This is a genomic window from Variovorax boronicumulans (assembly GCF_009811375.1).
GTDB classification, from domain to species: Bacteria; Pseudomonadota; Gammaproteobacteria; order Burkholderiales; family Burkholderiaceae_C; genus Variovorax; species Variovorax boronicumulans.
Window position 1 is genome coordinate 151,744 of record NZ_BKDH01000006.1, and the last position, 23,768, is coordinate 175,511.

Consider the following 23,768-nt stretch of genomic DNA (forward strand, 5'->3'; position numbering starts at 1 on the left):
TTTGAGTGACGAACTAACTATCCCATCGGCGGGGAGTTCCGGGCACCCGGGAATTCCCGGACGGCGACGGCCGCTCCAGATACAAATGGAAAACTCTGGGGACAGTTTCCGGACAAGCCCCCTGTTATCCACAGCGGTAGCGACCCCGCCCAAGTTGTTCCTGTTTTGATAGCACCGCGAAAGCACAGGAGCACACAGTGTCCGGGGTGTGACAAGTTGTTGTCAGGCAAGGGAAAAAGCGCCCTGTCCACAGGGCGGGTTTACCCTTATCTACTACTACTAACTTAAATAAGAAGAATAAATAGAGAAGAGAGCAGGAAGCCCGCGCCCGAAAAAGAGGCCGGGCAAGGGGTCGAAGGGTTAGCCCGGTAGGTCGAATCCGTCTCGGTTGATACGATTTTTCTCAAAGCGCCGATCCCCAGGGCGTTGGAGACAAGATGGACCCGAGCAACCCCTCAGGCGCCGGCGAGGCGCTGTACCGCGTCATGGTGCGCATCCGCGCCTTCGAGAACGCCGCCGAAACCGCCAGCCAAGGCGGGGTCAGCGCCTACGGCCAGCAGGCGGGCGGCGCCGCCAAGGTGCGCGGGCCGCTGCACCTGTCGACCGGGCAGGAAGCGGTGCCGGCGGGCGTGTGCGCCCACCTGCGCGCGAGCGACTACCTCACCTCCACGCACCGCGGCCACGGCCACACGCTGGCCAAGGGCGCGGACCTCACGCGGATGATGTGCGAGCTGTTCGGCAAGGCCACGGGCTTCAACGGCGGCAAGGGCGGCTCGATGCACATCGCGGATTTCTCGGTGGGCATGCTGGGCGCCAACGGCGTGGTCGCGGCGGGCTTGCCGATCGCGGTCGGCGCGGCGCATGCGCAAAAACTCTTGAAGCACGGCGACGACATCACGGTCTGCTTCTTCGGCGACGGCGCGATCAACCGCGGCCCGTTCCTCGAAGCGCTGAACTGGGCCCGCGTGTACGACCTGCCCGTGCTCTTCGTCTGCGAGGACAACCGCTGGAGCGCCACGACCGCAAGCGGCCCGATGACGGCCGGCGACGGCGCCTCGGCGCGCGCCGCGTCGATGGACATCGCGGCCACGCAGGTCGACGGCAACGACGTGTTCGCGGTGCATGCCGCCGCCGCGCGTCTGGTGGCCGAGGTGCGCAGCGGCGCGGGGCCGCGCCTGCTGCACGCGCTCACCTACCGCGTGAAGGGCCATGTGTCGGTCGACCTCGCGGCCTACCGCGATCCGGCCGAGCTGGCCGCCGCGCTGGAGACCGACCCGATCGCGCGCGCCCGCGGCCACCTGCTGGACACCGGCGTGGCCGCCGCAACGCTGGACGCCATCGAGAACGCCGCGCGCGACGAGGTGGACACGGCCCTCGCCGTGGCCGACGCGGCGCCCTGGCCCGAAGCCGGCGCCGCCTTCACCGACGTGCAGACCACGGGAGCAGGCCAATGGCTCTGACGACACTGAGCTATTCCGAAGCCGCCGTGCGCGCGCTGCAGCAGGAGATGGACGCCGACCCGCGCGTGGTCGTGCTCGGCGAGGACGTGGGCCGCGGCGGCATCTTCGGCCAGTACAAGGGGCTGCAGCAGCAGTACGGCGCCGAGCGCGTGATCGACACGCCGATCAGCGAGGCCGCGATCATGGGCGCCGGCGTGGGCATGGCGCTCGCGGGGCTGCGCCCCGTGGTCGAGATGCGCGTGGTCGACTTCGCGCTGTGCGGCATGGACGAGCTGGTGAACCAGGCCGCCAAGAACCGCTTCATGTTCGGCGGCCAGGGTCGCGTGCCGCTGGTGGCGCGCATGCCGGGCGGCATCTGGGACGCGTCGGCAGCGCAGCATTCGCAGTCGCTCGAAGCCTGGTTCGCGCACCTGCCGGGCGTGGTGGTGGTGAGCCCGTCGACACCGCAGGACAACCACGGCCTGCTGCGCGCAGCGCTGCAGTGCGGCGACCCGGTGGTCTACATCGAGCACAAGACGCTGTGGGGCCTGCGCGGCGAGGTGGACGACACGCTGGCCGTGCCGCTGGGCCAGGCGGCGCGCGTGCGCGAGGGCAACGCGCTCACGCTCGTGAGCTGGAGCAAGCAGATGCAGCCTTGCGCCGCGGCCTGCGACGCGCTGGCGGCCGAGGGCATCGCGGTCGACCTGATCGACCTGCGCACGCTGTGGCCCTGGGACCGCGAGACGGTGCTGTCGTCGTGCGCGCGCACGGGGCGGCTGCTGGTGGTGCACGAGGCGGTGCAGGCCGCGGGCTTCGGCGCCGAGATCGCCGCGAGCGCGGCCGAGGCCACGGGCTGCCGCGTCGCGCGGCTGGGCGCGCCGCGCATCCCGGTCGGCTACGCGCCGGTGCTGGAGGCGCAGTCGCGCGTCGGCGTGGACGCGATCGTGGCGGCGGCGAAGAAGCTGGCCGGCTGAACCACAAGAGCACGAACGGCCATGGACCCGCTCTTCTTCAAGCTGGTGCGGGTCGTCAACCTCACGGCGCGGCCGTTCCATGAGCGCGTGGGGCGCGAGCACCAGCTCACGCTGAACGAGTGGCGCGCAATGGCCGTGCTGGCCGCGCAGCCGGGGCTGAGCGCCACGCAGGTCGCCGACCTCACCGGCCTGGACAAGATGGCCGTGAGCCGCGCGCTGGCGGGCCTGAAGCGCCACCAGCGCGTGCAGCGCCGCAGCGACCCGACCGACCAGCGCTGCAGCCGCCTGTACCTCACGGCCGCCGGCAAGGCGCTGCACGCCACCGTCGGCGCGCTGGGCCGGCAGCGCGAGGCCGAGCTGTTCGCGGGCGTCGATGCGAGCGAGCTGGCCCGCCTGAGCGACACGCTCGACACGCTGATCCGCGCGGTGGAGCGCGCGCCCGACTCAGGCACTGCCGGTCAGACCGTGTAGCCGCCGTCCACGCTCAGGTTGGCGCCGGTGACGAAGCCGCCGTCCGGGCCCACGAGGTAGGCGACCATGCCGGCGATCTCTTCGGCGCGGCCGTGGCGCGGCAGCACCATCACGTCGTGCATCGAGGCGGCGCGCGGGCCGGTGGCGGGGTTCATGGCGGTGTCGATCGGGCCGGGCTGCACGTTGTTGACCGTGATGCCGCGCGCGCCGAGGTCGCGCGCCAGGCCGCGCGTGAGGCCGACGATGGCGGCCTTGCTCATCGCGTAGACGCTGGCGCCCGCGTCCAGCACGCGCTCGGCGTTGATGCTGCCGATGTTGACGATGCGGCCCGTGCCGTCGCCCATGTGGCGTGCAGCGGCCTGGACGGCCACGAAGGTGGCGCGCACGTTGACGTCGATGGTGCGGTCGAAGTCTTCGAGCGAGAAGGTGTCGAGCTCGCCGCCGAGGTACACGCCGGCGTTGTTCACCAGGATGTCGAGGCGCTCGAAGGCGCGTGCGCCCTGGGCAATGGCGGCAGTGAGCGCGGCGGCGTCGCCGGCGTCGGCACGGATGGCCAGCGCGCGGCCGCCGGCGGCCTGGATCTCGCCGGCGAGCTTGTCGGCCTCGGCCTGCGCGCTGACGTAGGTGAAGGCCACGGCCGCGCCGTCGCGGGCCAGCCGGCGCACGATGGCGGCGCCGATGCCGCGCGAGCCGCCGGTGACGAAGGCGACCTTGCCGGCCAGGACGAGGGAAGAAGACACAGAGATGGAAGCCATGATTTTTCCGATCAGTTGGAGGAGGAAGGCCTTCAGTGTCGGAATTCCATTCCCTTTGCGGTAGCCATCAATCGGCCCGATCAGATTCAACCCAAAGTTGAAGATGAACGCCAGAATGGCGGCATGGAACCGCTCAATCACCTCGAATCCTTCGTGCAGAGCGCCGAGGGCGGCAGCTTCTCGGCGGCCGCGCGGCGCCTGGGGCTCACGCCCGCGGCGGTCAGCAAGAACGTGGCGCGGCTCGAGGCGCGGCTGGGCGTGCGGCTGTTCCAGCGCAGCACGCGGCGGCTCACGCTGACCGAGGCCGGCGAGCGCTTCCTGGCGCAGGTCGGCGGCGCGCTGGCCACGCTGCAGGACGCGGTGGCCAGCCTCGCGCAGGACGACGGCCAACCCTCGGGCACGCTGAAGGTAAGCATGGGCCAGGCCTTCGGGCGCGAGCACGTGCTGCCGTTCATGGGCGACTTCCTGGCGCGCTACCCGGGCATCGTGCCCGACTGGCATTTCGACAACCAGCAGGTCGACCTGGTCGGCGAGGGCTTCGACGCGGCCATCGGCGGCGGCATCGCGCTGTCGCCCGGCGTGGTGGCGCGCGAGCTGGCGCGCATCCACGTGGTCGCGGTGGCGGCGCCGGCCTACCTGGCGGGGCGTGCGCTGCCCGCGCACCCGTCCGAGCTGGCGCGCTTCGACGTGCTGCTGCGCCGCTCCTCGCCCACGGGCCGGCTGCGGCCCTGGACGCTGCGGCATGCGAGCGGCGAGGAAACCATGGTCGAGTTGCCGCAGCGTCCGCGCGCGATCTTCAACGACCCCGAGGCGATCGCGCAGGCGGCGCTGCTGGGGCTCGGCGTGGCGATGCTGCCGATGCCCTTCGTGGAACGCGGCCTGCGCAGCGGGGCGCTGGTGCGGCTGCTGCCCGGGTGGTACCAGGATTCGGGCGCCGTGTGGATCTACTACCCGAGCAAGAAGCTGCTGCCGCCCAAGACGCGGGTGTTCGTCGACTTCGTGCTGGCGCGCTTTCGCGAGGCGAAGTTCGCGCAGCGGATGCAGGTGGGCTGAGCGGCGATGGCCCCAAGAGGCCGGGGTTTTTACTCGCGACGCTTGCGGCGCCCCCCTGTACAAAGGCGCGCATGACTTCCATCTCCCGCTCTTCTTCTTCCGTCACTTCCTCCACCCGCCGCTTCGCGCTCGTCGCCACGGCGGCGGCCACCCTTGCGCTGCTGGGCGGCGCTGCGCACGCGCAGGCCACCTGGCCGACCAAGCCGGTGCGCATCGTCGTGCCCTTCGCAGCCGGCGGCACCACCGACATCCTGGCGCGCGCCGTGGCGCCTGAGCTCTCGAAGGCCTTCGGCCAGCAGTTCATCGTGGACAACCGCGCGGGCGCCGGCGGCAACGTGGGTGCCGAGATCGTCGCGCGCTCGCCCAACGACGGCTACACGCTGCTGATGGGCACGGTGGGCACGCACGGCATCAACCGCGCGCTGTACCCCAAGCTGCCCTTCGACCCGATCAAGGACTTCGCGCCGATCACCCTGGTGGCCGCGGTGCCGAACGTGATGGAGATGAACGCCGAAAAGGCCAAGTCGCTGAACATCCGCAACGTGCAGGACTTCATCAAGTACGCGAAGGCGAATCCCGGCAAGCTGAACATGGCATCGAGCGGCAGCGGCACCTCGATCCACCTGGCGGGCGAACTCTTCAAGAGCATGACGGGCACCTTCATGGCCCACATTCCGTACAAGGGCTCGGGCCCGGCATTGCTGGACATGGTGGGCGGCAATGCCGATGTGATGTTCGACAACCTGCCCTCGTCGATGGCGCAGATCAAGGGCGGCAAGCTCACGGCGCTGGCCGTGACCAGCTCGCAGCGCTCGCCCGCACTGCCCGACGTGCCGACGGTGGAAGAAGCCGGCGGCCCCGCGCTCAAGGGCTACGAGGCGAGCTCATGGTTCGGGCTGCTGGCGCCGGCCGGCACGTCGCCGGAGATCGTGAACCGCATCCAGCAGGAAGTGGCCAAGTCGCTGGGCACGCCGGCGATCAAGGAAAAGATGCTGGCCCAGGGCGCGATCCCGAGCGGCAATTCGCCGGCGGACTTCACGAAGCTCATTGCGAGTGAGCACGTGAAGTGGGCGAAGGTCGTGAAAGACTCCGGCGCAAAGGTGGACTAACCCCCAGTCTTCGCGCACTTCGTGTCGCTACGCCAACCCCCTTGCAGGGGGCAACACCAGCGGCCCGGCAAAGCCGGTTCCGCGGTGTTCCTCGAAAAGACAGGGTGACTTGCTGAGGTCGGGGCTCAGGTTCCCCAGGTCACGTCCTTGCTCTCGGCCTGCGAGTCCTTGAGCATGTGCAGCAGCGGCGCGGCGCGCTGGTGCAGCCCGACATGCTGCTTCTCGGCATCGGCGTCGTGGCCTTCGACGACGTGTTCGTCGTGGTTGTGCGGCGCGGGCTTGCTGCTTTCGTGCGCCAGTGCGGCTTCGAGGGCGGCGATGGCGCCGGGGATCTGCTCGACCGTGATGATGCCCTGCGGCGCGGCCGGCTTGCCGACGATGTCGAGCAGCTGGCGCGCATGCACCTCGAGCATCACGAAATCAGGGGCGGCCCGGGATTTGAAGCGGTAGAGCATGGTGGTGGTGTCCTCACTTATTTGTAGATGTAGTCACGGGCAAAAGGGTACACCGATTGCGCACCGCGCAAGGCACCTTGTTCGACCTTGCCGTCGGGCTTGGTCGACAGCATCTGGTGCAGCGAGATCCAGCCCTGCTCGAAGCTCATCGCCGAGCCCGCGAGGTACAGGCGGTAGGCGCGAAGGATGCGCTCGGCGTTCTCGCCCTGGCGCCCGCCGCTGCGGCCCAGCACTTCGCGCGCGGCATCGAGCTGCGCCTCGAGCGCGTCCGACCAGGCCCACAGCGTGCGCGCGTAGTGCGGGCGCAGGCTCTCGGTGTCGACCATCTCCAGCCCGGCCGCCGCGGTCTCGCGCAGCACGTGCGTCACATGCAGCAGCTCGCCGCCGGGGAAGATGTATTTCTCGATGAAGTCGCCCATGCCCGCGCCGAGCTGGCGGTAGTTCAGCTCGCCCGAGGTGATGCCGTGGTTGAGCACCAGCCCGCCCGGCTTGAGCAGCGTGTGGATCTTGTGGAAGTAGGTCGGCATGTTGGCCGCGCCCACGTGCTCGAACATGCCCACCGACGAGATCTTGTCGAAGGGCTGGTCGTCGGGCAGCTCGCGGTAGTCGCGCAGCTCCACGCGCACGCGGCCCTGCAGCCCTTTTTCTTCGATGAGCCGCTGCACATGCGCATGCTGGTTCTTCGACAGCGTGATGCCCGTGGCGTCCACGCCGTAGTGCTCGGCGGCCCACAGCAGCAGCGCGCCCCAGCCGGAACCGATGTCCAGGTAACGCTCGCCGGGCTGCAGCATGAGCTTGCGGCAGATGTGGTCGAGCTTGGCCTCCTGCGCCTGCGCCAGCGTGAGCTCAGGGGTGCGGAAGTAGGCGCATGAATAGACGCGGCGCGGGTCCAGCCACAGCGCGTAGAAATCGTCGGAGACGTCGTAGTGGAACTCGATCTGCGCGGCGTCCTTGCGCAGCGAGTGCGAGCCGCGCGACTTGGCGCGGCGCTGCAGGCGGCTCCACCAGGTGGTGTCGGTCTCGGCCGGGTTGCCGGGCAACAGGCCGACGGTGGCGTCGATCAGGTCGCGCATGGCGCCCTCGATCTGCACCTTGCCCTCGACGTAGGCCTCGCCGATGGCCCCGACCTGCCGGCCGGCCAGCTTGGCCAGCACCGACCACTCCTTGAAAGCCAGCGTCACGCGTGAACCCGCCTGGGCGACCCGGCGCCCGTCGGGCAACTCCAGTGCGATGGGCACGGGCAGCGAGGCCAGCTGCGACTCGATCTTGGGTATCAAGTGTTGCATGCGTCCATGGTATTGATTTTTCCAAGGATTTGCATGACATCGCGCAGCCGCGCGGGCCGGGAGCCTCTGCAGAGAAGCCCTCGTTGACAACAGATTGTTTATGCCTAAACTATTCAACCATGAACAGCTTGACCTCCCCCCGCCTCGCGCCCGCCTCGGACCTCCAGCGCATCCTGTGCATCGGTGGGGGTCCAGCCGGCCTGTATTTCGCCCTGCTGATGAAGGCCCGCAACCCGGCGCTGCAGATCACGGTGGTCGAACGCAACCGCCCCTTCGACACCTTCGGCTGGGGCGTGGTGCTCAGCGACCAGACGCTGGGCAACCTGCGCGCGGCCGACGGCCCCACGGCCGCGCTCATCGGCAACGAGTTCCACCACTGGGACGACATCCAGGTCTTCTTCAAGGACCGCCAGGTGCGCTCGGGCGGCCACGGCTTCTGCGGCATCGGCCGCAAGCGCCTCTTGAACATCCTGCAGGAACGCTGCCTCGAACTCGGCGTGGAGCTGGTGTTCGAAACCGACGCCACGGACGACCAGGCCATTGCCGCGCAGTACAAGGCCGACCTGGTCATTGCCAGCGACGGCCTCAACAGCCGCATCCGCCAGCGCTACGCCGACGTGTTCAAGCCCGACATCGACCTGCGCAACTGCCGCTTCGTGTGGCTGGGCACGCACCAGACCTTCGACGCCTTCACCTTCGCCTTCGAACAGACCGAGCACGGCTGGTTCCAGGCGCATGCCTATCAGTTCGACGACAAGACCTCGACTTTCATCGTCGAGACGCCCGAAGCCGTGTGGAAGGCCCACGGCCTGGACCAGATGGAGCAGCCCGAGGCCATCGCCTTCTGCGAGAAGCTGTTCGCCAAGTACCTGGGCGGCCATTCGCTCATCAGCAACGCCACACACCTGCGCGGCTCGGCCAACTGGATCCGCTTTCCACGCGTGGTGTGCGAGCGCTGGACGCACCGCATCGACGTCGAAGGCCGCTCGGTGCCCGTTGTGCTCATGGGCGACGCCGCGCACACGGCGCACTTCTCGATCGGCTCGGGCACCAAGCTCGCGCTCGAAGACGCGATCGACCTGGCCAACGAATTCGCGCAGGGCGGCACCGTCGACCATGTGCTCGAAGGCTATGAAGCGCGTCGCAGCGTCGAGGTGCTGAAGATCCAGAACGCCGCGCGCAACTCCACCGAATGGTTCGAGAACGTGCCGCGCTACACGGGCATGGAGATCGAGCAGTTCGCCTACTCGCTGCTCACGCGCTCGCAGCGCATCAGCCACGAGAACCTGCGCGTGCGCGACACGCAATGGCTCGGCGGCTACGAGCAGTGGCTGGCGGGCGGCAAGGCCGTGGCGCCGATGCTGATGCCGCTGAAGGTGCGCGGCCTCGAGCTCAAGAACCGCATCGTGGTCTCGCCGATGGCGACCTACAGCGCGGTCGACGGCGTGCCGCAAGATTTCCTGCTGGTGCACCTGGGCGCACGCGCGCTCGGCGGCGCCGCGATGGTGTGCGTCGAGATGACGAGCCCGACGCCCGAAGGCCGCATCACGCCGGCCTGCACGGGTCTGTACAACGACACGCAGCAGGCCGCGTTCAAGCGCATCGTCGACTTCGTGCACACACAGTCGAGCGCGAAGATCGCGATCCAGCTCGGCCACAGCGGCCCCAAGGGCTCGACGCGCGTGGGCTGGGAAGGCACCGACGAGCCGCTCGAAAGCGGCAACTGGCCCGTGCTCGGCGCGAGCGCCCTGCCCTACGGTGAACAGAACCAGCTGCCGGCCGCGATCACGCGCGCCGAGATGGACACGCTGCGCGACCAATTCGTCGATTCCACGCGCCGCGCGGTCGAGTGCGGCTTCGACTGGCTCGAGCTGCACTGCGCGCACGGCTACCTGCTGTCGGCCTTCATCAGCCCGCTCACCAACCTGCGCACCGACGAGTACGGCGGCGACATCGAAGCGCGCTGCCGCTACCCGCTCGAAGTGTTCCGCGCGATGCGCGCCGTGTGGCCGGCCGACAAGCCGATGAGCGTGCGCATCTCGGCGCACGACTGGGCGCCCGGCGGCAACACCGACGCCGACGCCGTGGTGGTCGCGCGCCTCTTCAAGGAGGCCGGCGCCGACTTCATCGACGTGTCCTCGGGCCAGACCACGCGCGCCGCCAAGCCCGTGTACGGCCGCATGTACCAGACGCCGTTCGCCGACCGCATCCGCAACGAGGTCGGCATCTCGACCATCGCGGTGGGCGCCATCACCGACGCCGACCAGGCCAACAGCATCATCGCGGCCGGCCGCGCCGACCTGTGCGCCGTGGCGCGCCCGCATCTGGCCGACCCGGCCTGGACGCTGCACGAAGCGGCCAAGCTGCAAAGCCGCGACGTCGACTGGCCCAAGCAGTACCTGAGCGGCCGCGACCAGATGTACCGCGAGATCGCCAAGCAGCAGCAGATCGCCGCGGCCACCGCTGCCGCGGGCCGCGCGGCCGACGCCGAAGAGACGCACTGACATGGACCTCGAAGCACGCGCCCACAGCGAGCACCCCGAGGCGCTGCGCCTGTGGCTGCGCCTGCTCACCTGCACGCAGCTGGTGGAAAAGCAGGTGCGCAACGGGCTGCGTGCGCAGTTCGCCACCACGCTGCCGCGCTTCGATCTCATGTCGCAGCTCGAGCGCTCGCCCGATGGCCTGAAGATGAACGAGCTCTCGCGCCGCATGATGGTCACGGGCGGCAACGTCACCGGCATCACCGACCAGCTCGTGACCGAAGGGCTGGTGGAGCGCATCAACGTCGAGGGCGACCGCCGTGCCTGGCGCGTGCGCCTCACGCCGCGCGGACGCAAGCTCTTCAACGAGATGGCGCAACAACACGAAGACTGGATCGTCGAGGCTTTCTCGAGCCTCAACCCCAAGGAGATCGCGCAGCTTCACAAGCTGCTCGGCAAGGTCAAGCAACATTCCCACAGCAGCCAATTGGCGGAGACCGCATGAAGCACTACATCGGCGCAAGCAATCCCATGCGCACGCAATTCGAACCCAAGGCCGACTACAAGGCCGAGCACTTTGCCTGGCGCTATGAGGCCGGCGTCGGCACCATCACGCTGAACCGCCCCGAGCGCAAGAACCCGCTGACCTTCGACTCGTACGCCGAGCTGCGCGACCTGTTCCGCGCGCTGACCTACGCAACCGACGTGAAGGTGATCGTCGTCACCGGCGCCGGCGGCAACTTCTGCTCGGGCGGCGACGTGCATGAAATCATCGGCCCGCTGACCGGCATGCGCATGCCCGAGCTGCTCGAGTTCACGCGCATGACGGGCGACCTCGTGAAGGCCATCCGCAACTGCCCGCAGCCGATCATCGGCGCAATCGACGGCGTGTGCGCCGGCGCCGGCGCGATGATCGCGCTGGCCTGCGACCTGCGCTACGGCACGCCCGCCACGCGCACCGCCTTCCTCTTCACCCGCGTGGGTCTGGCGGGCGCCGACATGGGCGCCTGCGCACTGCTGCCGCGCGTGATCGGCCAGGGCCGCGCCTCGGAGCTGCTGTTCACTGGTCGCGCCATGACCGCCGACGAAGGCCAGGCCTGGGGCTTCTTCAACGCACTGCACGACAGCGCCTCGCTGCTCGACGCCGCCACCAAGGTCGCGCGCGACCTGGCCGAGGGCCCGAGCTTCGCGCACGGCATGACCAAGACGATGCTCGCGCAAGAGTGGTCGATGACCATCGACCAGGCCATCGAGGCCGAAGCGCAGGCGCAGGCGATCTGCATGCAGACCGAAGACTTCAAGCGCGCCTACGAGGCCTTCGCGGCCAAGCGCAAGCCGGTGTTCGGCGGAGACTGACGCGCATCATGATGACCAAGATCCCCGCCCCACCGTCGACCGCGCACCTCGCGCTGCCGTTCTTCGACGACGCGCACCGCGCGCTCGCCAACGACCTGCTGCCCTGGTGCGCCGCCCAGGAGATCGATGAGCGCGACGACCGCGCCGCCTGCCGCGAATGGGTGCGCCGCCTCGGTGACGCCGGCTGGCTGCGCTACGCGGTGCCCGGCAGTGCTGGCGGCGCGCTCGAGCGCCTCGACTCGCGCGCGCTCGTGCTGCTGCGCGAAACGCTGGGCTACCACTCGCCACTGGCCGACTTCGCGTTCGCGATGCAGGGCCTGGGCAGCGGCGCGATCACGCTGGACGGCACGCCCGAGCAGCAGTCGCAGTACCTGACGGCCGTGGGCCAGGGCAAGAAGATCGCGGCCTTCGCGCTCAGCGAACCCGAAGCCGGCTCCGACGTCGCAGCGATGGCGATGCGCGCCGAGCCCACCGCCGACGGCTGGCGCCTGAACGGCGAGAAGACCTGGATCAGCAACGGCGGCATCGCCGACTTCTACTGCGTGTTCGCCAAGACCGACCCGACGGCCGGCACGCGCGGCATCACGGTGTTCATCGTCGACGCGACGACGCCGGGGCTCGACACCTCGGCCCACATCGACGTGATGGCGCCGCACCCGCTGGCCACCCTGCGCTTCGACAACTGCGTCGTGCCGCGCACGGCGCAGCTGGGCACGCTGAACGGCGGCTTCAAGCTCGCGATGCGCACGCTGGACATCTTCCGCGCCTCGGTGGCCGCGGCCGCGCTCGGCATGGGGCGCCGCGCGCTCGCCGAAGCCATCGCGCACGCCAAGGGCCGCCGCATGTTCGGCCAGACGCTGGCCGACTTCCAGCTCACGCAGGCCAAGCTCGGCGAGATGGCCGCGCTGATCGACAGCGCCGCGCTGCTCACCTACCGCGCCGCCTGGATGCGCGACGACGCGGAGCGCCGCGGCGCGCCGGCAGTCGGCGACGTGTCGGCCGCAGCCGCCATGGCCAAGATGTGCGCCACCGAGAACGCGAGCCGCGTGATCGACATGGCGCTGCAGATGCATGGGGGACTCGGCGTGAAGGTCGGCACCAAGATCGAAAGCCTGTACCGGGACATCCGTTCGCTGCGCATTTACGAAGGCGCGACGGAAGTCCAGCAACTGATCATCGGCAAATCCGTTTTGCGGGGGTGAAACCGTGTCTGCCCAAGTCGATCGCTTCGTTCATGACCGCCTGCCGCCTGCCGCGCAGTTGCCGGTCTTTCGCTACGACCTGCCCGAGCTGCAGTTCCCCGACCAGTTGAACCTGGTCGAGGAGCTGCTGGACAAGGCGGTCGCCAAGGGCTTCGGCGACAAGCCGATGCTGCGCTCGCCCGCCGGCGTGCTCACCTACGCCCAGGCGGGCGTCGAGGTGAACCGCATCGCCCAGGTGCTGGTCGAGGATCTCGGACTCGTGCCCGGCAACCGCGTGCTGCTGCGCGGCGGCAACTCGGTGTGGATGGCGCTGTCGTGGCTGGCCGTGGTCAAGGCCGGGCTGATCGCGGTGGCGACGATGCCGCTGCTGCGCGCCAAGGAGCTCGGCGAGATCATCGAGAAATCGCAGCCCGTGGCCGCGCTGTGCGAAGGCCGCCTGCTCGAGGAACTGGTGGCCGCGCAGCAGGCGCACCCGGTGCTCGCGACGGTGATTGCCTTCAACCAGCCGGACGCGCCCGATTCGCTGTCGGCCCGCGCAGCGAGCAAGAGCGGCGTATTCCAGGCCTGCCCCACGGCGGCCGACGACATCGCGCTGCTGGCCTTCACCTCGGGCACCACGGGCAAGCCCAAGGCGCCCGTCACCACGCACCGCGACGTGGTCGCCATGTGCCAGACCTGGCCGCGCCACGTGCTGCGTGCGCGCAGCGACGACATCGTGGTCGGCACGCCGCCACTGGCCTTCACCTTCGGTCTCGGTGGGCTGCTGATCTTCCCGATGTGGGCCGGTGCGTCGGTGTACTTTCCCGAGGGCGCCTTCTCGCCCGAAGCGCTCGTGAAGCTCATCAACGAGGTCGGCGCGACCATCTGCTACACCGCGCCCACCTTCTATCGCCAGATGGCGCCCTTCGTCCGGCAGCACGGGGCGCCGAGCCTGCGCATCTGCGTGAGCGCAGGCGAGGCGCTTCCCGACGCCACGCGCCAACTCTGGAAGGAGACCACCGGCATCGAGATGCTCGACGGCATCGGCGGCACCGAGGTGTTCCACATCTACATCTCGGCCGCCGGCGACGAAGTGCGCCGCGGCGCCGTCGGCAAGGCGGTGCCGGGTTTCACGGCCAAGGTCGTCGACGACCAGGGCAACGAAGTGCCGCGCGGCACGGTCGGCAAGCTGGCGCTGCAAGGCCCGGTCGGCTGCCGCTACCTCGACGATCCGCGCCAGGGCGACTATGTGAAGAACGGCTGGAACTACCCTGGCGACTCGTTCGTGCAGGATGACGACGGCTACTTCTTCTATCAGGCGCGTGCGGACGACATGATCATCACGGCCGGCTACAACGTCGGCGGCCCGGAGGTGGAGGATGCGCTGCTCAAGCACCCGGCCGTGGCCGAGTGCGGCGTGATCGGCAAGCCCGACACCGACCGCGGCATGATCGTGAAGGCCTTCTGCGTGCTCAAGCCCGGCAGCACCGGCGACGCAGCGATGGTGAAGGCCCTCCAGGACCACGTGAAAGCCACCATCGCCCCCTTCAAGTACCCGCGGGAGATCGAGTTCGTGACGGCGCTGCCGCGCACCGAAACCGGCAAACTCCAGCGCTTCAAATTGAGACAACTCAACAGCAACACACCATCATGACGAACAAACTCATTCAGCCTCCGGGCTGGCTGCCCCCGAAGGGCTATGCAAACGGCATCGCGGCGCGCGGCACCCAGGTGTTCGTCGGCGGCCAGATCGGCTGGAATGCCCAGCAGCAGTTCGAATCCGACGACTTCATCGACCAGTGCGGCCAGGCGCTGCGCAACATCGCCGAGGTGCTGCGCGAAGCCGGTGCCGGCCCCGAGCACATGGTGCGCATGACCTGGTACGTGACGGACCGCGACGAGTACAGCCGCCGCCTGTCCGAGCTCGGCCCGGTCTACCGCGACGCGCTGGGCCGCAACTTCCCGGCCATGACCTGCGTGCAGGTGGCGGCGCTGGTGGAGCACCGCGCGAAGGTGGAGATCGAGGTGACGGCGGTCATTCCGGACTGATCCTGCGCTTGGGCTGCGCGTCAGCGCAATCGTCAGGCGCCGCTGCGGCGCGTTCTCAAGACCGGCCTCTTCGCGGGGCTGGCCCGGAAACAGAAAAGCCCTCTTCGCGAGGGCTTTTTTTGTGTCGAATTTCGACCAGGAATTTCCAAAAGAATTCGGCCAAAGAAAAAGGCCCTTTGATTTCTCAAAGAGCCTTTTAAATTGGTTGCGCGAGCAAGATTTGAACTTGCGACCTTTGGGTTATGAGCCCAACGAGCTACCAGGCTGCTCCATCGCGCGGCAAGTATAAATTATAGCTTATTCAGCGGCGTTTTGCTCAGCGCCAGCATCTTTAATTTCAGCACGGTCGACCAGTTCGACGAGCGCCATCGGCGCGTTGTCGCCCACGCGGAAACCCATCTTCAGGATGCGGGTGTAGCCGCCCGGACGCGCGGCGAAACGCGGGCCGAGTTCGCCGAAGAGCTTGACGACGCTGTCGCGGCTGCGCAGGCGGTCGAAGGCCAGGCGCTTGTTGGCGAGCGTGGGCTTCTTGGCCAGGGTGATCATCGGCTCGATGACGCGGCGCAGTTCCTTGGCCTTGGGGACCGTGGTCTTGATGACTTCGTGCTCGATGAGCGAATTCATCATGTTCTGCAGCATCGCGAGGCGGTGCGAGCTGGTGCGGTTGAGTTTGCGGAGTCCGTGTCCGTGACGCATGGTGCTTTCCTTTGCTTTATAAAAACAGACAGCCGTGTCAGGTACTGTCCGGTGCACTGGCCCTTTTCAGGGGGCCGATTTCTCAAAAATTCAAATCAACGCTTGTCGAGACCAGCCGGCGGCCAGCTTTCGAGCTTCATGCCAAGGGTGAGACCGCGCGAGGCGAGCACTTCCTTGATTTCGTTGAGCGACTTGCGACCCAGATTCGGGGTCTTGAGCAGCTCGTTCTCGGTGCGCTGGATCAGGTCACCGATGTAGTAGATGTTTTCGGCCTTCAGGCAGTTGGCCGAACGCACCGTCAGTTCGAGTTCGTCGACAGGGCGCAGCAGGATCGGATCGAACTGCTGGGCGCTGCGCGGTGCGGGTGCATCGAATGCAGCGAGTTCGCCGCCTTCGAGCTGCGCGAACACGGCGAGCTGCTCGACCAGGATTTTAGCCGATGCGCGAACGGCATCTTCGGCGCTGATCGCACCGTTGGTCTCGATCTCGACCAGCAGCTTGTCCAGGTCGGTACGCTGTTCGACGCGGGCGCTTTCGACGGTGTAGCTCACGCGCTTGACGGGCGAGAACGACGCGTCGAGAACGATGCGGCCGATCGACTTGGTCGGCTCGTCCGCGTAGCGGCGCATCGTGCCGGGCACGTAGCCGCGACCCTTTTCGACCTTGATCTGCATGTCGAGCTTGCCGCCTTGCGACAGGTGCGCGATCACGTGGTCGGGGTTGATGATCTCGACGTCGTGCGGGGTTTGGATGTCCGATGCGAGGACCGGGCCTTCGCCGTCCTTGCGCAGGCTCAGCGTGACTTCGTCGCGGTTGTGGAGCTTGAACACCACGCCCTTGAGATTCAGCAGGATGTTGACGACATCTTCCTGCACGCCGTCGATCGACGAGTACTCATGCAGAACGCCAGCGATCGTGACTTCGGTGGCCGAGTAGCCGACCATGGACGACAGCAGAACGCGACGCAGCGCGTTGCCGAGCGTGTGGCCGTAGCCGCGCTCGAAAGGTTCGAGCGTGACCTTGGCCTTGTTGGCGGCAAGTTGCTCGACCTGGATGGTCTTGGGTTTCAGCAGGGTGGTTTGCATGCAGACTTCCTCTCAATACCCCCGGCTCGTTACACCGGTAAGGCTGGTGAAGCGCCTGATCCGCAACAGAGTGCGGAGCAGGAACGTGAACAACAATATCAATCTCCCGCCGGCGCAAAGACGCGCAGGCGGGTAGAGAAAATCAACGCGAATACAGTTCGACGATCAGCGATTCGTTGATGTCGGCTGCGAATTCGTCGCGATCCGGGACCTTCTTGAAGGTGCCTTCGGCCTTGTCGGCGTTCACATCGACCCAAGCCGGCATGCCGACTTGTTGGGCGAGTTGCAGCGCTTCGACAATGCGGTTCTGCTTCTTCGACTTTTCGCGCACGGCGATCACGTCACCGGTCTTGACCAGGTACGACGGGATGTTGACCGACTGGCCGTTCACGGTGATCGCCTTGTGCGACACGAGCTGGCGTGCTTCGGCGCGCGTCGAGCCGAAGCCCATGCGGTAGACCACGTTGTCCAGGCGCGACTCGAGGATGAACAGCAGGTTGGCGCCGGTGTTGCCACGGCGGCGATCGGCTTCTTCGAAGTAGCGGCGGAACTGCTTCTCGAGCACGCCGTACATGCGCTTGACCTTCTGCTTCTCACGCAGCTGCAGACCGTAGTCGGAGGTGCGCTGACCCGAGGTGCGGCCGTGCTGGCCGGGCTTGGAGTCGAACTTGGCCTTGTCCTGGATCGAACGGCGGGCGCTCTTCAGGAACAGGTCGGTGCCTTCACGGCGGGAAAGTTTGGCCTTGGGGCCGAGGTAACGTGCCACGGTATTTCCTTGGTGTCATCTGCCGCAGTTGCCTGCGGGAGCCGTCGGCGGATGTGCCGATGGCGGTGGGCTTAGTGAAAAAACAAATGCGCAGCCGCTCGAAAGCTGGCTGCGCCTTGCGGACTGACGATCAGATGCGGCGACGCTTCTGGGGACGGCAGCCGTTGTGCGGAACGGGCGTCACGTCGGCAATGGAATTGATCCGGATGCCGAGCGCAGCCAGGGCGCGCACCGACGACTCGCGACCAGGACCGGGGCCCTTGATCTCGACGTCGAGGTTCTTGATACCTTGTTCGACAGCAGCACGGCCGGCCACTTCGGAAGCGACCTGCGCAGCGAACGGGGTCGACTTGCGCGAGCCCTTGAAGCCCTGGCCACCCGACGAAGCCCACGACAAGGCGTTGCCCTGGCGATCGGTGATCGTGATGATGGTGTTGTTGAACGAGGCATGCACGTGGGCGATACCGTCCGCAACGTTCTTGCGAACCTTCTTGCGAACGCGCTGTGCGGCGTTGTTTGCAGGTGCTTTAGCCATGCTTGTCTATCCTTATTTCTTCAGGGACTGCGCAGCCTTGCGCGGACCCTTGCGGGTGCGGGCGTTGGTGCGCGTGCGCTGGCCGCGCATCGGCAGGCCGCGACGGTGACGGAAGCCGCGATAGCAGCCGATGTCCATCAAACGCTTGATGTTCATCGTCGTCTCGCGACGCAGATCGCCTTCGATCGTGAACAGAGCGATCTGGTCGCGAATCTTTTCGAGATCGGCGTCGGTCAGATCCTTGATCTTCTTCGAATATTCGATGCCGCTCGCTTCGCAGATTTGACGGGCGCGGGTGCGACCGATACCGAAAATGGCGGTCAGGCCGATTTCAGCGTGCTTGTGCGGCGGGATGTTGATGCCAGCAATACGTGCCATGTGCGTCCTCTAATACTCTTCAATCAACCCTGGCGCTGCTTGTGGCGCGGGTCGGTGCAAATCACACGCACCACACCTTTACGGCGGATGACCTTGCAATTACGGCAGATGGTTTTGACCGAAGCCGAAACTCTCATTTCATTCTCCTAAAACTGTTTAACGTGGCGGTCTACCGCCCGGACTCAATACTGAAACTCACAGCCCTACGATGTCTTGAAGTTCGCCTTCTTCAGCAGCGATTCGTACTGCTGGGACATCATGTAGTTTTGCACCTGGGCCATGAAGTCCATCGTGACGACCACGATGATCAGCAGGGAGGTACCACCGAAGTAGAACGGCACGTTGTACTTCAGGATCAGGAACTCGGGCAGCAGGCAGACGAAGGTGATGTACACCGCGCCAGCCAACGTCAGGCGAACCAGAATCTTGTCGATATAGCGAGCGGTCTGGTCACCCGGGCGAATGCCAGGAATGAACGCACCACTCTTCTTCAGGTTGTCGGCCGTTTCCTTGCTGTTGAACACGAGTGCCGTGTAGAAGAAGCAGAAGAAAACGATCGCAGCGGCATACAGCAGCACGTAGATCGGCTCGCCCGGACGCAGTGCGCTGGCGATGTCCTTGATCCAGCGGAAGCCACCGTCACCGGCGCTGAACCAGCCCACCACCGTTGCCGGCAGCAGAATGATCGACGACGCGAAGATCGGAGGAATCACACCGGCCATGTTCAGCTTCAGGGGCAGGTGTGACGACTGACCGCCGTAGACCTTGTTGCCAACCTGGCGCCGCGCATAGTTCACGAGGATCTTGCGCTGACCACGTTCCACGAACACCACGAAGTAGGTGACCAGCACCACGACCGCGATGATGAAGAGCGCAACGATGGGGTTCATCGCACCGGTCGTCACCAGCGAAGCCAGGCCGCCGATCGCACCGGGCAGACCGGCCGCGATACCTGCAAAGATCAGGATCGAGATGCCGTTGCCCAGGCCGCGTTCGGTGATCTGCTCGCCGAGCCACATCAGGAACATCGAACCTGCCGTCAGGCTCACCATGGCGGTCAGGCGGAAGCCGAAACCGGGGGCGATCACCAGACCGGCCGACGATTCGAGGGCCACTGCGATGCTGAACGACTGGAACAGGGCCAGGCCGAGCGCGCCATAGCGCGTGTACTGCGTGATCTTGCGGCGACCGGCCTCGCCTTCCTTCTTCAATTGCTCGAAGGTCGGAAGCACGTAGGTCATCAACTGCATGATGATCGACGCCGAGATGTACGGCATGATCCCCAACGCGAACACGGTGAAACGCGACAGCGCCCCGCCCGAGAACATGTTGAACAGGCTCAGAATGCCGCCCTGCTGGCCCTGGAACAACGCTGCCAGCTGGTCCGGGTTGATACCCGGCACAGGAATGTGCGCGCCAATCCGGTAGACCACGAGCGCGAGCAGCAAAAAGACGAGCCGACGACGGAGGTCGCCGAACTTGCCTGTTTTTGCGATCGTTGCCGCGTTAGTTGCCACGAAGAACTTCTTTCAGTCCGATGGTGATCAGGCGAGGCTGCCGCCGGCTGCTTCGATCGCAGCCTTGGCACCAGCGGTCGCACCCACGCCCGTCAGCTTGACGGCCTTGGTGAGTTCGCCGGTCTTGATGATCTTGACGACCTTGGCGAGCTGGCCCACGAGGCCGGCTTGCTTCAGTGCCAGGACATCGACTTCGGCCAGGCCGAGCTGCTCGAGAGCAGTCAGCGTGACTTCGGCGTTGTACTTCAGCAGGTGCGACTTGAAGCCGCGCTTGGGCAGGCGACGCTGCAGCGGCATTTGACCGCCTTCGAAGCCGACCTTGTGGAAACCGCCTGCGCGCGACTTCTGGCCCTTGTGACCGCGACCTGCGGTCTTGCCGATGCCGGAGCCGATACCGCGGCCAACGCGACGCTTGGCGTGCTTGGCGCCAGCTGCCGGCTTGATGCCATTGAGTTCCATATCAGTCTCTCTTACAGAACTTTGACCAGATAACTGATCTTGTTGATCATGCCGCGCACTGCGGGCGTGTCTTGCAGCTCGCTCACGCTGTTGAGCTTGCGCAGGCCGAGGCCACGCACGGTCGCGCGATGCGATTCCTTGGTGCCGATCGGGCTCTTCACCAGCTGCACCTTGAGGGTTTGTTGTTGCGTCATTTGAATGCTTCCTTCAGCCTTGCGAGAGCTTGCGCTCAGGCGAAGATTTCTTCGACGGTGAGACCGCGCTTGGCAGCCACTTGGCCGGCCGTCGTCGAGTTCTTCAACCCGTCGAGCGTGGCGCGAACCATGTTGTAGGGGTTCGACGAACCATGGCTCTTGGCCACGATGTCGGTGATGCCCATGACTTCGAACACGGCGCGCATCGGGCCGCCGGCGATGATGCCGGTACCCTTGGGAGCCGGGTACATCACGACGGTGGCAGCACCGTGGTGACCTTGCACCTGGTGGTGCAGCGTACCGTTCTTGATCGGAGCCTTGAACAGGTTGCGGCGGGCTTCTTCCATTGCCTTCTGCACGGCAGCAGGCACTTCCTTGGACTTGCCCTTGCCCATGCCGACGCGGCCATCGCCGTCACCGACCACGGTCAGCGCTGCGAAACCGAGGATACGACCACCCTTCACCACCTTGGTGACGCGGTTGATCGCGATCATCTTCTCGCGCAGACCGTCCTCAGGACCTTCGTTCTGCGTTCTTGCTTGAATCTTTGCCATTTTGAATCTCGTGTCCGATTAGAACTGCAGACCGGCTTCGCGGGCTGCCTCGGCCAGCGCCTTGACGCGGCCGTGGTAGGCGAAACCTGCGCGATCGAAAGCGACCTTCTCGACGCCGGCAGCCTTCGCCTTTTCAGCGATGCGCTTGCCGATGGCGGTGGCAGCGGCGGCATTGCCACCCTTGCCCGAGGCGCCGAGTGCTGCGCGCACTTCGGCTTCGGCGGTCGATGCGGTTGCGATCACCTTGGTGCCGTCGTCGGAGATGACGGTGGCATAGATGTGCAGGTTGGTGCGGTTCACCGTGAGGCGAGCCACGCCCTGCGTCGCAATGCGGATGCGGGTCTGGCGCGAGCGGCGAAGACGCTGTGCTTTTTTGGTCAACATCATTTTGCTGCCCCTTACTTCTTCTTGGTCTCTTTGATCACGATCTTCTCGTCCGCATAGCGGATGCCCTTGCCCTTGTAGGGCTCTGGCGGACGAACAGCGCGGATCTCAGCGGCGATCTGGCCGACGCGTTGACGGTCAGCGCCCTTGATCACCACTTCGGTCGGGGTCGCGGTGGTCACCGTGATGCCTTGCGGCATGTCGATGTTGACCGGGTGCGAGTAACCGACTTGCAGGTTCAGCTTGGCGCCGGACGCCGCAGCCTTGTAGCCGACGCCGACCAGGTTGAGCTTCTTCTCGAAGCCCTTGGTCACGCCAACCACCATGTTGTTCACCAGCTGGCGAATCGTGCCGCTCATCGCATTCGCTTCACGCGAATCGTTGGCGGGCTCGAAGCTCAGCTTGCCGTCCTTGTTGACGACATTCACCAGCGCGTTGCGAGCCAGGCTGAGCGTGCCGCCCGTGCCCTTGACGCTGATCTGGTCTTCCTTGATCGACACATCCACGCCTGCGGGGATGGCGACCGGCATTTTTCCTACTCGGGACATTTCAGTAACTCCTCGATGTCTCGGTTAGGCGACGTAGCACAGAACTTCGCCGCCGACACCGGTGGCGCGCGCCTTGCGGTCGGTCATCACGCCCTTGGGGGTCGTGACGATCGCAACGCCGAGGCCGTTCTGGACTTGCGGAATGGAAGTGCTGGCCTTGTAGACGCGCAGGCCGGGGCGGCTCACGCGCTCAATGCGCTCGATGACCGGACGGCCAGCGTAGTACTTCAGCGAGATTTCAAGTTCGCTCTTGCCGGCTTCGGTCTTGACCTGGAAGCCGTCGATGTAGCCCTCGTCCTTCAGGACTTGTGCGATCGCGATCTTCACCTTGGAAGACGGGACCGACACGGTGGGCTTCGCCACCATCTGCGCGTTACGGATACGCGTCAGCAGGTCGGCAATGGGATCACTCATGCTCATGTTGTTTGCTCCTGCCTGGCTTACCAGCTGGCCTTGGTGACACCGGGGATGTCGCCGTTGAAAGCCAGTTCGCGGATCTTGGCGCGGGCCAGACCGAATTGACGGAAGGTGCCACGGGGGCGACCGGTGATTTCGCAACGGTTGCGCTGGCGCGTGGGGTTCGCGTTGCGCGGGAGCTTCTGCAGGGCCAGGCGGGCCGCTGCGCGCTCTTCGTCGCTCTTCTTCGCGTCGTTGGAAGTTGCCTTCAGTTCTGCGTGCTTCGCAGCGAACTTGGCAACCAGCTTGTCGCGCTTGAGTTCGCGCTGGATCAAAGATGCTTTAGCCACAGATCACCTCAGTTCTTGAACGGGAAACGGAAGCCAGCGAGAAGCGCCTTGGCTTCTTCGTCGGTCTTGGCCGTCGTCGTGATGCTGATATTGAGACCGCGCAGGGCGTCGACCTTGTCGTACTCGATCTCAGGGAAAATGATCTGCTCTTTGACGCCGATGTTGTAGTTGCCACGGCCGTCGAATGCGCGACCCGAGATACCACGGAAGTCACGCACGCGGGGCAGGGCCACGGTGACGAAACGGTCCAGGAACTCGTACATGTGCACGCCACGCAGCGTGACCATGCAGCCGATCGGCTGGTTTTCGCGGATCTTGAAGCCGGCGATGGCCTTCTTCGACTTGGTGACCACGGGCTTCTGGCCGGCGATCTTGGTCAGGTCGGCGACGGCGTTGTCGAGGACCTTCTTGTCGGCGACTGCTTCACCCACACCCATGTTCAGGGTGATCTTGGTGAGACGCGGAACTTGCATCGGCGACTTGTAGCCGAACTTTTCCGTCAGGTCTTTCGCGATCTTTTCGCGATAGTGTTGTTGGAGACGTGCCATGTGAGTACCTCTTAGGCGAACTTGATTTCGTCGCCGCTCGACTTGAAGACGCGAACAGCCACGCGCTTGCCGTCGGCACCTTGGGTGACCTTGATGCCCACGCGATCGGCCTTGCCGGTCGCGGCATTGAAGATCGCCACGTTGGATTGGTGAATCGGCATGGTCTTCTCGACGATGCCACCGGTCGTACCCTTGAGGGGGTTCGGCTTGGTGTGCTTCTTGACGAGGTTGATGCCGTCGACGATCACATGCGAATCGTCTGCGCGCAGCGACACGACGCCGCGCTTACCCTTGTCACGACCGGCCAACACGATGACCTGGTCGCCTTTGCGAATCTTGTTCATGGCGTTGTGTCCTTAGAGAACTTCGGGTGCCAGCGACACGATCTTCATGAACTTCTCGGTGCGCAGTTCGCGCGTGACCGGTCCGAAGATGCGGGTGCCGATGGGCTCCAGCTTGGCGTTGAGCAGCACGGCGGCATTGCCGTCGAACTTGACGAGCGAACCGTCAGCACGACGGATGCCCTTGGCGGTGCGGACCACCACCGCGCTGTAGATCTCGCCCTTCTTGACGCGACCACGCGGAGCGGCTTCCTTGATGCTGACCTTGATGACGTCGCCCACGCTGGCGTAACGCCGCTTGGAGCCACCGAGCACCTTGATACACAGGACGGATTTCGCGCCCGTGTTGTCGGCCACTTCGAGCCGGGATTCAGTTTGGATCATTTCTTGATATTCCCAACTTGTACCG

At 65.9% G+C, this 23,768-nt stretch carries 31 protein-coding genes and 1 tRNA gene; 11 read left to right on the forward strand and 21 right to left on the reverse strand.

The annotated features are described in order from the left end of the window. The first annotated feature begins 437 nt into the window (after positions 1 to 437). From VHAB30_RS29710 to VHAB30_RS29720, 3 genes are read left to right on the forward strand one after another with little or no spacing between them, the layout of a single operon-like run. Positions 438 to 1,460: a thiamine pyrophosphate-dependent dehydrogenase E1 component subunit alpha gene (locus VHAB30_RS29710; RefSeq protein ID WP_159279584.1), complete on the forward strand. Its 1,023-nt coding sequence runs from the start codon at positions 438 to 440 to the stop codon at positions 1,458 to 1,460. Further along, complete coding sequence (locus VHAB30_RS29715; protein WP_159279585.1) at positions 1,451 to 2,413, forward strand: alpha-ketoacid dehydrogenase subunit beta; 963 nt, start codon at positions 1,451 to 1,453, stop codon at positions 2,411 to 2,413. The genes VHAB30_RS29710 and VHAB30_RS29715 overlap by 10 nt, the downstream gene beginning before the upstream one ends. Positions 2,414 to 2,434: 21 nt before the next feature. After that, positions 2,435 to 2,884 carry a MarR family winged helix-turn-helix transcriptional regulator gene (locus VHAB30_RS29720; RefSeq protein ID WP_070062984.1) on the forward strand — a complete coding sequence of 150 codons (450 nt, stop codon included), beginning with the start codon at positions 2,435 to 2,437 and terminating at the stop codon, positions 2,882 to 2,884. Here the strand turns inward: VHAB30_RS29720 and VHAB30_RS29725 are convergent. Beyond that, the gene (locus VHAB30_RS29725) at positions 2,872 to 3,639 is read right to left on the reverse strand and encodes an SDR family oxidoreductase (RefSeq protein ID WP_159279586.1); all 768 of its coding nucleotides are present in this window, start codon (positions 3,637 to 3,639) and stop codon (positions 2,872 to 2,874) included. The genes VHAB30_RS29720 and VHAB30_RS29725 overlap by 13 nt on opposite strands. Before the next feature lie 123 nt (positions 3,640 to 3,762). On the opposite strand from VHAB30_RS29725, the gene VHAB30_RS29730 reads away from it, so the two are divergent. Together VHAB30_RS29730 and VHAB30_RS29735 are read left to right on the forward strand one after the other, a co-directional pair. After that, a complete protein-coding gene (locus tag VHAB30_RS29730; RefSeq protein ID WP_159279587.1) occupies positions 3,763 to 4,692 on the forward strand; it encodes a LysR family transcriptional regulator in 930 nt (309 codons plus the stop codon). A gap of 71 nt (positions 4,693 to 4,763) precedes the next feature. Continuing rightward, positions 4,764 to 5,801 (forward strand): Bug family tripartite tricarboxylate transporter substrate binding protein, encoded by a 1,038-nt coding sequence (locus VHAB30_RS29735; RefSeq protein WP_159279588.1) that lies wholly within the window; start codon positions 4,764 to 4,766, stop codon positions 5,799 to 5,801. 125 nt (positions 5,802 to 5,926) lie between these two features. Here VHAB30_RS29735 and VHAB30_RS29740 read toward each other — a convergent pair whose 3' ends face one another. Both VHAB30_RS29740 and VHAB30_RS29745 read right to left on the reverse strand, forming a co-directional pair. Continuing rightward, on the reverse strand, positions 5,927 to 6,256 hold the full coding sequence (locus VHAB30_RS29740) for a DUF1840 domain-containing protein (RefSeq protein ID WP_159279589.1): 330 nt from the start codon (positions 6,254 to 6,256) through the stop codon (positions 5,927 to 5,929). A 17-nt stretch (positions 6,257 to 6,273) separates the two neighbouring features. Further along, entirely contained in the window at positions 6,274 to 7,542 is a 1,269-nt protein-coding gene (locus VHAB30_RS29745; RefSeq protein ID WP_159279590.1) for a class I SAM-dependent methyltransferase, read from the reverse strand. A 119-nt stretch (positions 7,543 to 7,661) separates the two neighbouring features. Here VHAB30_RS29745 and VHAB30_RS29750 point away from each other — a divergent pair, with 119 nt between their 5' ends. Genes VHAB30_RS29750 through VHAB30_RS29775 form a run of 6 tightly spaced genes read left to right on the forward strand, consistent with a single transcriptional unit; the run spans position 7,662 to position 14,608 of the window. Further along, positions 7,662 to 10,046 carry a bifunctional salicylyl-CoA 5-hydroxylase/oxidoreductase gene (locus VHAB30_RS29750; protein WP_159279591.1) on the forward strand — a complete coding sequence of 795 codons (2,385 nt, stop codon included), beginning with the start codon at positions 7,662 to 7,664 and terminating at the stop codon, positions 10,044 to 10,046. Between the two features lies 1 nt (position 10,047). Next, positions 10,048 to 10,527 (forward strand): MarR family winged helix-turn-helix transcriptional regulator, encoded by a 480-nt coding sequence (locus VHAB30_RS29755; RefSeq protein ID WP_056576953.1) that lies wholly within the window; start codon positions 10,048 to 10,050, stop codon positions 10,525 to 10,527. Next, positions 10,524 to 11,378 carry an enoyl-CoA hydratase family protein gene (locus tag VHAB30_RS29760; protein WP_159279592.1) on the forward strand — a complete coding sequence of 285 codons (855 nt, stop codon included), beginning with the start codon at positions 10,524 to 10,526 and terminating at the stop codon, positions 11,376 to 11,378. Before VHAB30_RS29755 ends, VHAB30_RS29760 begins: the two co-directional genes overlap by 4 nt. An 8-nt stretch (positions 11,379 to 11,386) precedes the next feature. Further along, a complete protein-coding gene (locus VHAB30_RS29765) occupies positions 11,387 to 12,580 on the forward strand; it encodes an acyl-CoA dehydrogenase family protein (RefSeq protein WP_139700616.1) in 1,194 nt (397 codons plus the stop codon). A 4-nt stretch (positions 12,581 to 12,584) separates the two neighbouring features. Continuing rightward, entirely contained in the window at positions 12,585 to 14,213 is a 1,629-nt protein-coding gene (locus tag VHAB30_RS29770; protein WP_159279593.1) for an AMP-binding protein, read from the forward strand. Further along, entirely contained in the window at positions 14,210 to 14,608 is a 399-nt protein-coding gene (locus tag VHAB30_RS29775; RefSeq protein WP_056576966.1) for a RidA family protein, read from the forward strand. Before VHAB30_RS29770 ends, VHAB30_RS29775 begins: the two co-directional genes overlap by 4 nt. 202 nt (positions 14,609 to 14,810) lie before the next feature. Here VHAB30_RS29775 and VHAB30_RS29780 read toward each other — a convergent pair. The 18 genes from VHAB30_RS29780 to rplN all read right to left on the reverse strand — a co-directional run bounded on the left by VHAB30_RS29780 (position 14,811) and on the right by rplN (position 23,743). After that, positions 14,811 to 14,887: transfer RNA gene (locus VHAB30_RS29780), tRNA-Met, on the reverse strand. Between the two features lie 18 nt (positions 14,888 to 14,905). Then, positions 14,906 to 15,304, reverse strand: coding sequence for a 50S ribosomal protein L17 (gene rplQ, locus VHAB30_RS29785; protein WP_056576970.1), 399 nt, complete (start codon positions 15,302 to 15,304; stop codon positions 14,906 to 14,908). Between the two features lie 95 nt (positions 15,305 to 15,399). Further along, entirely contained in the window at positions 15,400 to 16,389 is a 990-nt protein-coding gene (locus VHAB30_RS29790; RefSeq protein ID WP_056576973.1) for a DNA-directed RNA polymerase subunit alpha, read from the reverse strand. Positions 16,390 to 16,531: 142 nt separating this feature from the next. Beyond that, positions 16,532 to 17,155 (reverse strand): 30S ribosomal protein S4, encoded by a 624-nt coding sequence (rpsD, locus tag VHAB30_RS29795; protein WP_056576976.1) that lies wholly within the window; start codon positions 17,153 to 17,155, stop codon positions 16,532 to 16,534. A gap of 130 nt (positions 17,156 to 17,285) precedes the next feature. Further along, complete coding sequence (gene rpsK, locus VHAB30_RS29800) at positions 17,286 to 17,690, reverse strand: 30S ribosomal protein S11 (RefSeq protein ID WP_009124825.1); 405 nt, start codon at positions 17,688 to 17,690, stop codon at positions 17,286 to 17,288. A 12-nt stretch (positions 17,691 to 17,702) separates the two neighbouring features. Then, the gene (rpsM, locus tag VHAB30_RS29805) at positions 17,703 to 18,068 is read right to left on the reverse strand and encodes a 30S ribosomal protein S13 (RefSeq protein ID WP_013544105.1); all 366 of its coding nucleotides are present in this window, start codon (positions 18,066 to 18,068) and stop codon (positions 17,703 to 17,705) included. A gap of 23 nt (positions 18,069 to 18,091) precedes the next feature. Next, a complete protein-coding gene (rpmJ, locus tag VHAB30_RS29810) occupies positions 18,092 to 18,205 on the reverse strand; it encodes a 50S ribosomal protein L36 (RefSeq protein ID WP_013544106.1) in 114 nt (37 codons plus the stop codon). Positions 18,206 to 18,271: 66 nt separating this feature from the next. Next, a complete protein-coding gene (secY, locus tag VHAB30_RS29815) occupies positions 18,272 to 19,585 on the reverse strand; it encodes a preprotein translocase subunit SecY (RefSeq protein WP_056576979.1) in 1,314 nt (437 codons plus the stop codon). A 27-nt stretch (positions 19,586 to 19,612) separates the two neighbouring features. After that, positions 19,613 to 20,044 (reverse strand): 50S ribosomal protein L15, encoded by a 432-nt coding sequence (gene rplO / locus VHAB30_RS29820; RefSeq protein ID WP_056576982.1) that lies wholly within the window; start codon positions 20,042 to 20,044, stop codon positions 19,613 to 19,615. An 11-nt stretch (positions 20,045 to 20,055) separates the two neighbouring features. Continuing rightward, entirely contained in the window at positions 20,056 to 20,238 is a 183-nt protein-coding gene (gene rpmD / locus VHAB30_RS29825) for a 50S ribosomal protein L30 (RefSeq protein ID WP_019653974.1), read from the reverse strand. A gap of 35 nt (positions 20,239 to 20,273) precedes the next feature. Continuing rightward, positions 20,274 to 20,792: a 30S ribosomal protein S5 gene (gene rpsE, locus VHAB30_RS29830; RefSeq protein ID WP_056576983.1), complete on the reverse strand. Its 519-nt coding sequence runs from the start codon at positions 20,790 to 20,792 to the stop codon at positions 20,274 to 20,276. A gap of 18 nt (positions 20,793 to 20,810) precedes the next feature. Beyond that, on the reverse strand, positions 20,811 to 21,176 hold the full coding sequence (gene rplR, locus VHAB30_RS29835; RefSeq protein ID WP_056577252.1) for a 50S ribosomal protein L18: 366 nt from the start codon (positions 21,174 to 21,176) through the stop codon (positions 20,811 to 20,813). A 14-nt stretch (positions 21,177 to 21,190) separates the two neighbouring features. Further along, on the reverse strand, positions 21,191 to 21,724 hold the full coding sequence (gene rplF, locus VHAB30_RS29840) for a 50S ribosomal protein L6 (RefSeq protein ID WP_062474819.1): 534 nt from the start codon (positions 21,722 to 21,724) through the stop codon (positions 21,191 to 21,193). 24 nt (positions 21,725 to 21,748) lie between these two features. Beyond that, the gene (gene rpsH / locus VHAB30_RS29845) at positions 21,749 to 22,144 is read right to left on the reverse strand and encodes a 30S ribosomal protein S8 (protein ID WP_062474816.1); all 396 of its coding nucleotides are present in this window, start codon (positions 22,142 to 22,144) and stop codon (positions 21,749 to 21,751) included. 20 nt (positions 22,145 to 22,164) lie between these two features. Continuing rightward, complete coding sequence (gene rpsN, locus VHAB30_RS29850; protein ID WP_056576989.1) at positions 22,165 to 22,470, reverse strand: 30S ribosomal protein S14; 306 nt, start codon at positions 22,468 to 22,470, stop codon at positions 22,165 to 22,167. An 8-nt stretch (positions 22,471 to 22,478) separates the two neighbouring features. Then, entirely contained in the window at positions 22,479 to 23,018 is a 540-nt protein-coding gene (gene rplE, locus VHAB30_RS29855; RefSeq protein WP_056576993.1) for a 50S ribosomal protein L5, read from the reverse strand. Positions 23,019 to 23,029: 11 nt separating this feature from the next. Beyond that, a complete protein-coding gene (gene rplX, locus VHAB30_RS29860) occupies positions 23,030 to 23,362 on the reverse strand; it encodes a 50S ribosomal protein L24 (RefSeq protein ID WP_062474813.1) in 333 nt (110 codons plus the stop codon). Positions 23,363 to 23,374: 12 nt separating this feature from the next. Further along, a complete protein-coding gene (rplN, locus tag VHAB30_RS29865; protein WP_009124801.1) occupies positions 23,375 to 23,743 on the reverse strand; it encodes a 50S ribosomal protein L14 in 369 nt (122 codons plus the stop codon). Between the last annotated feature and the right edge of the window lie 25 nt (positions 23,744 to 23,768).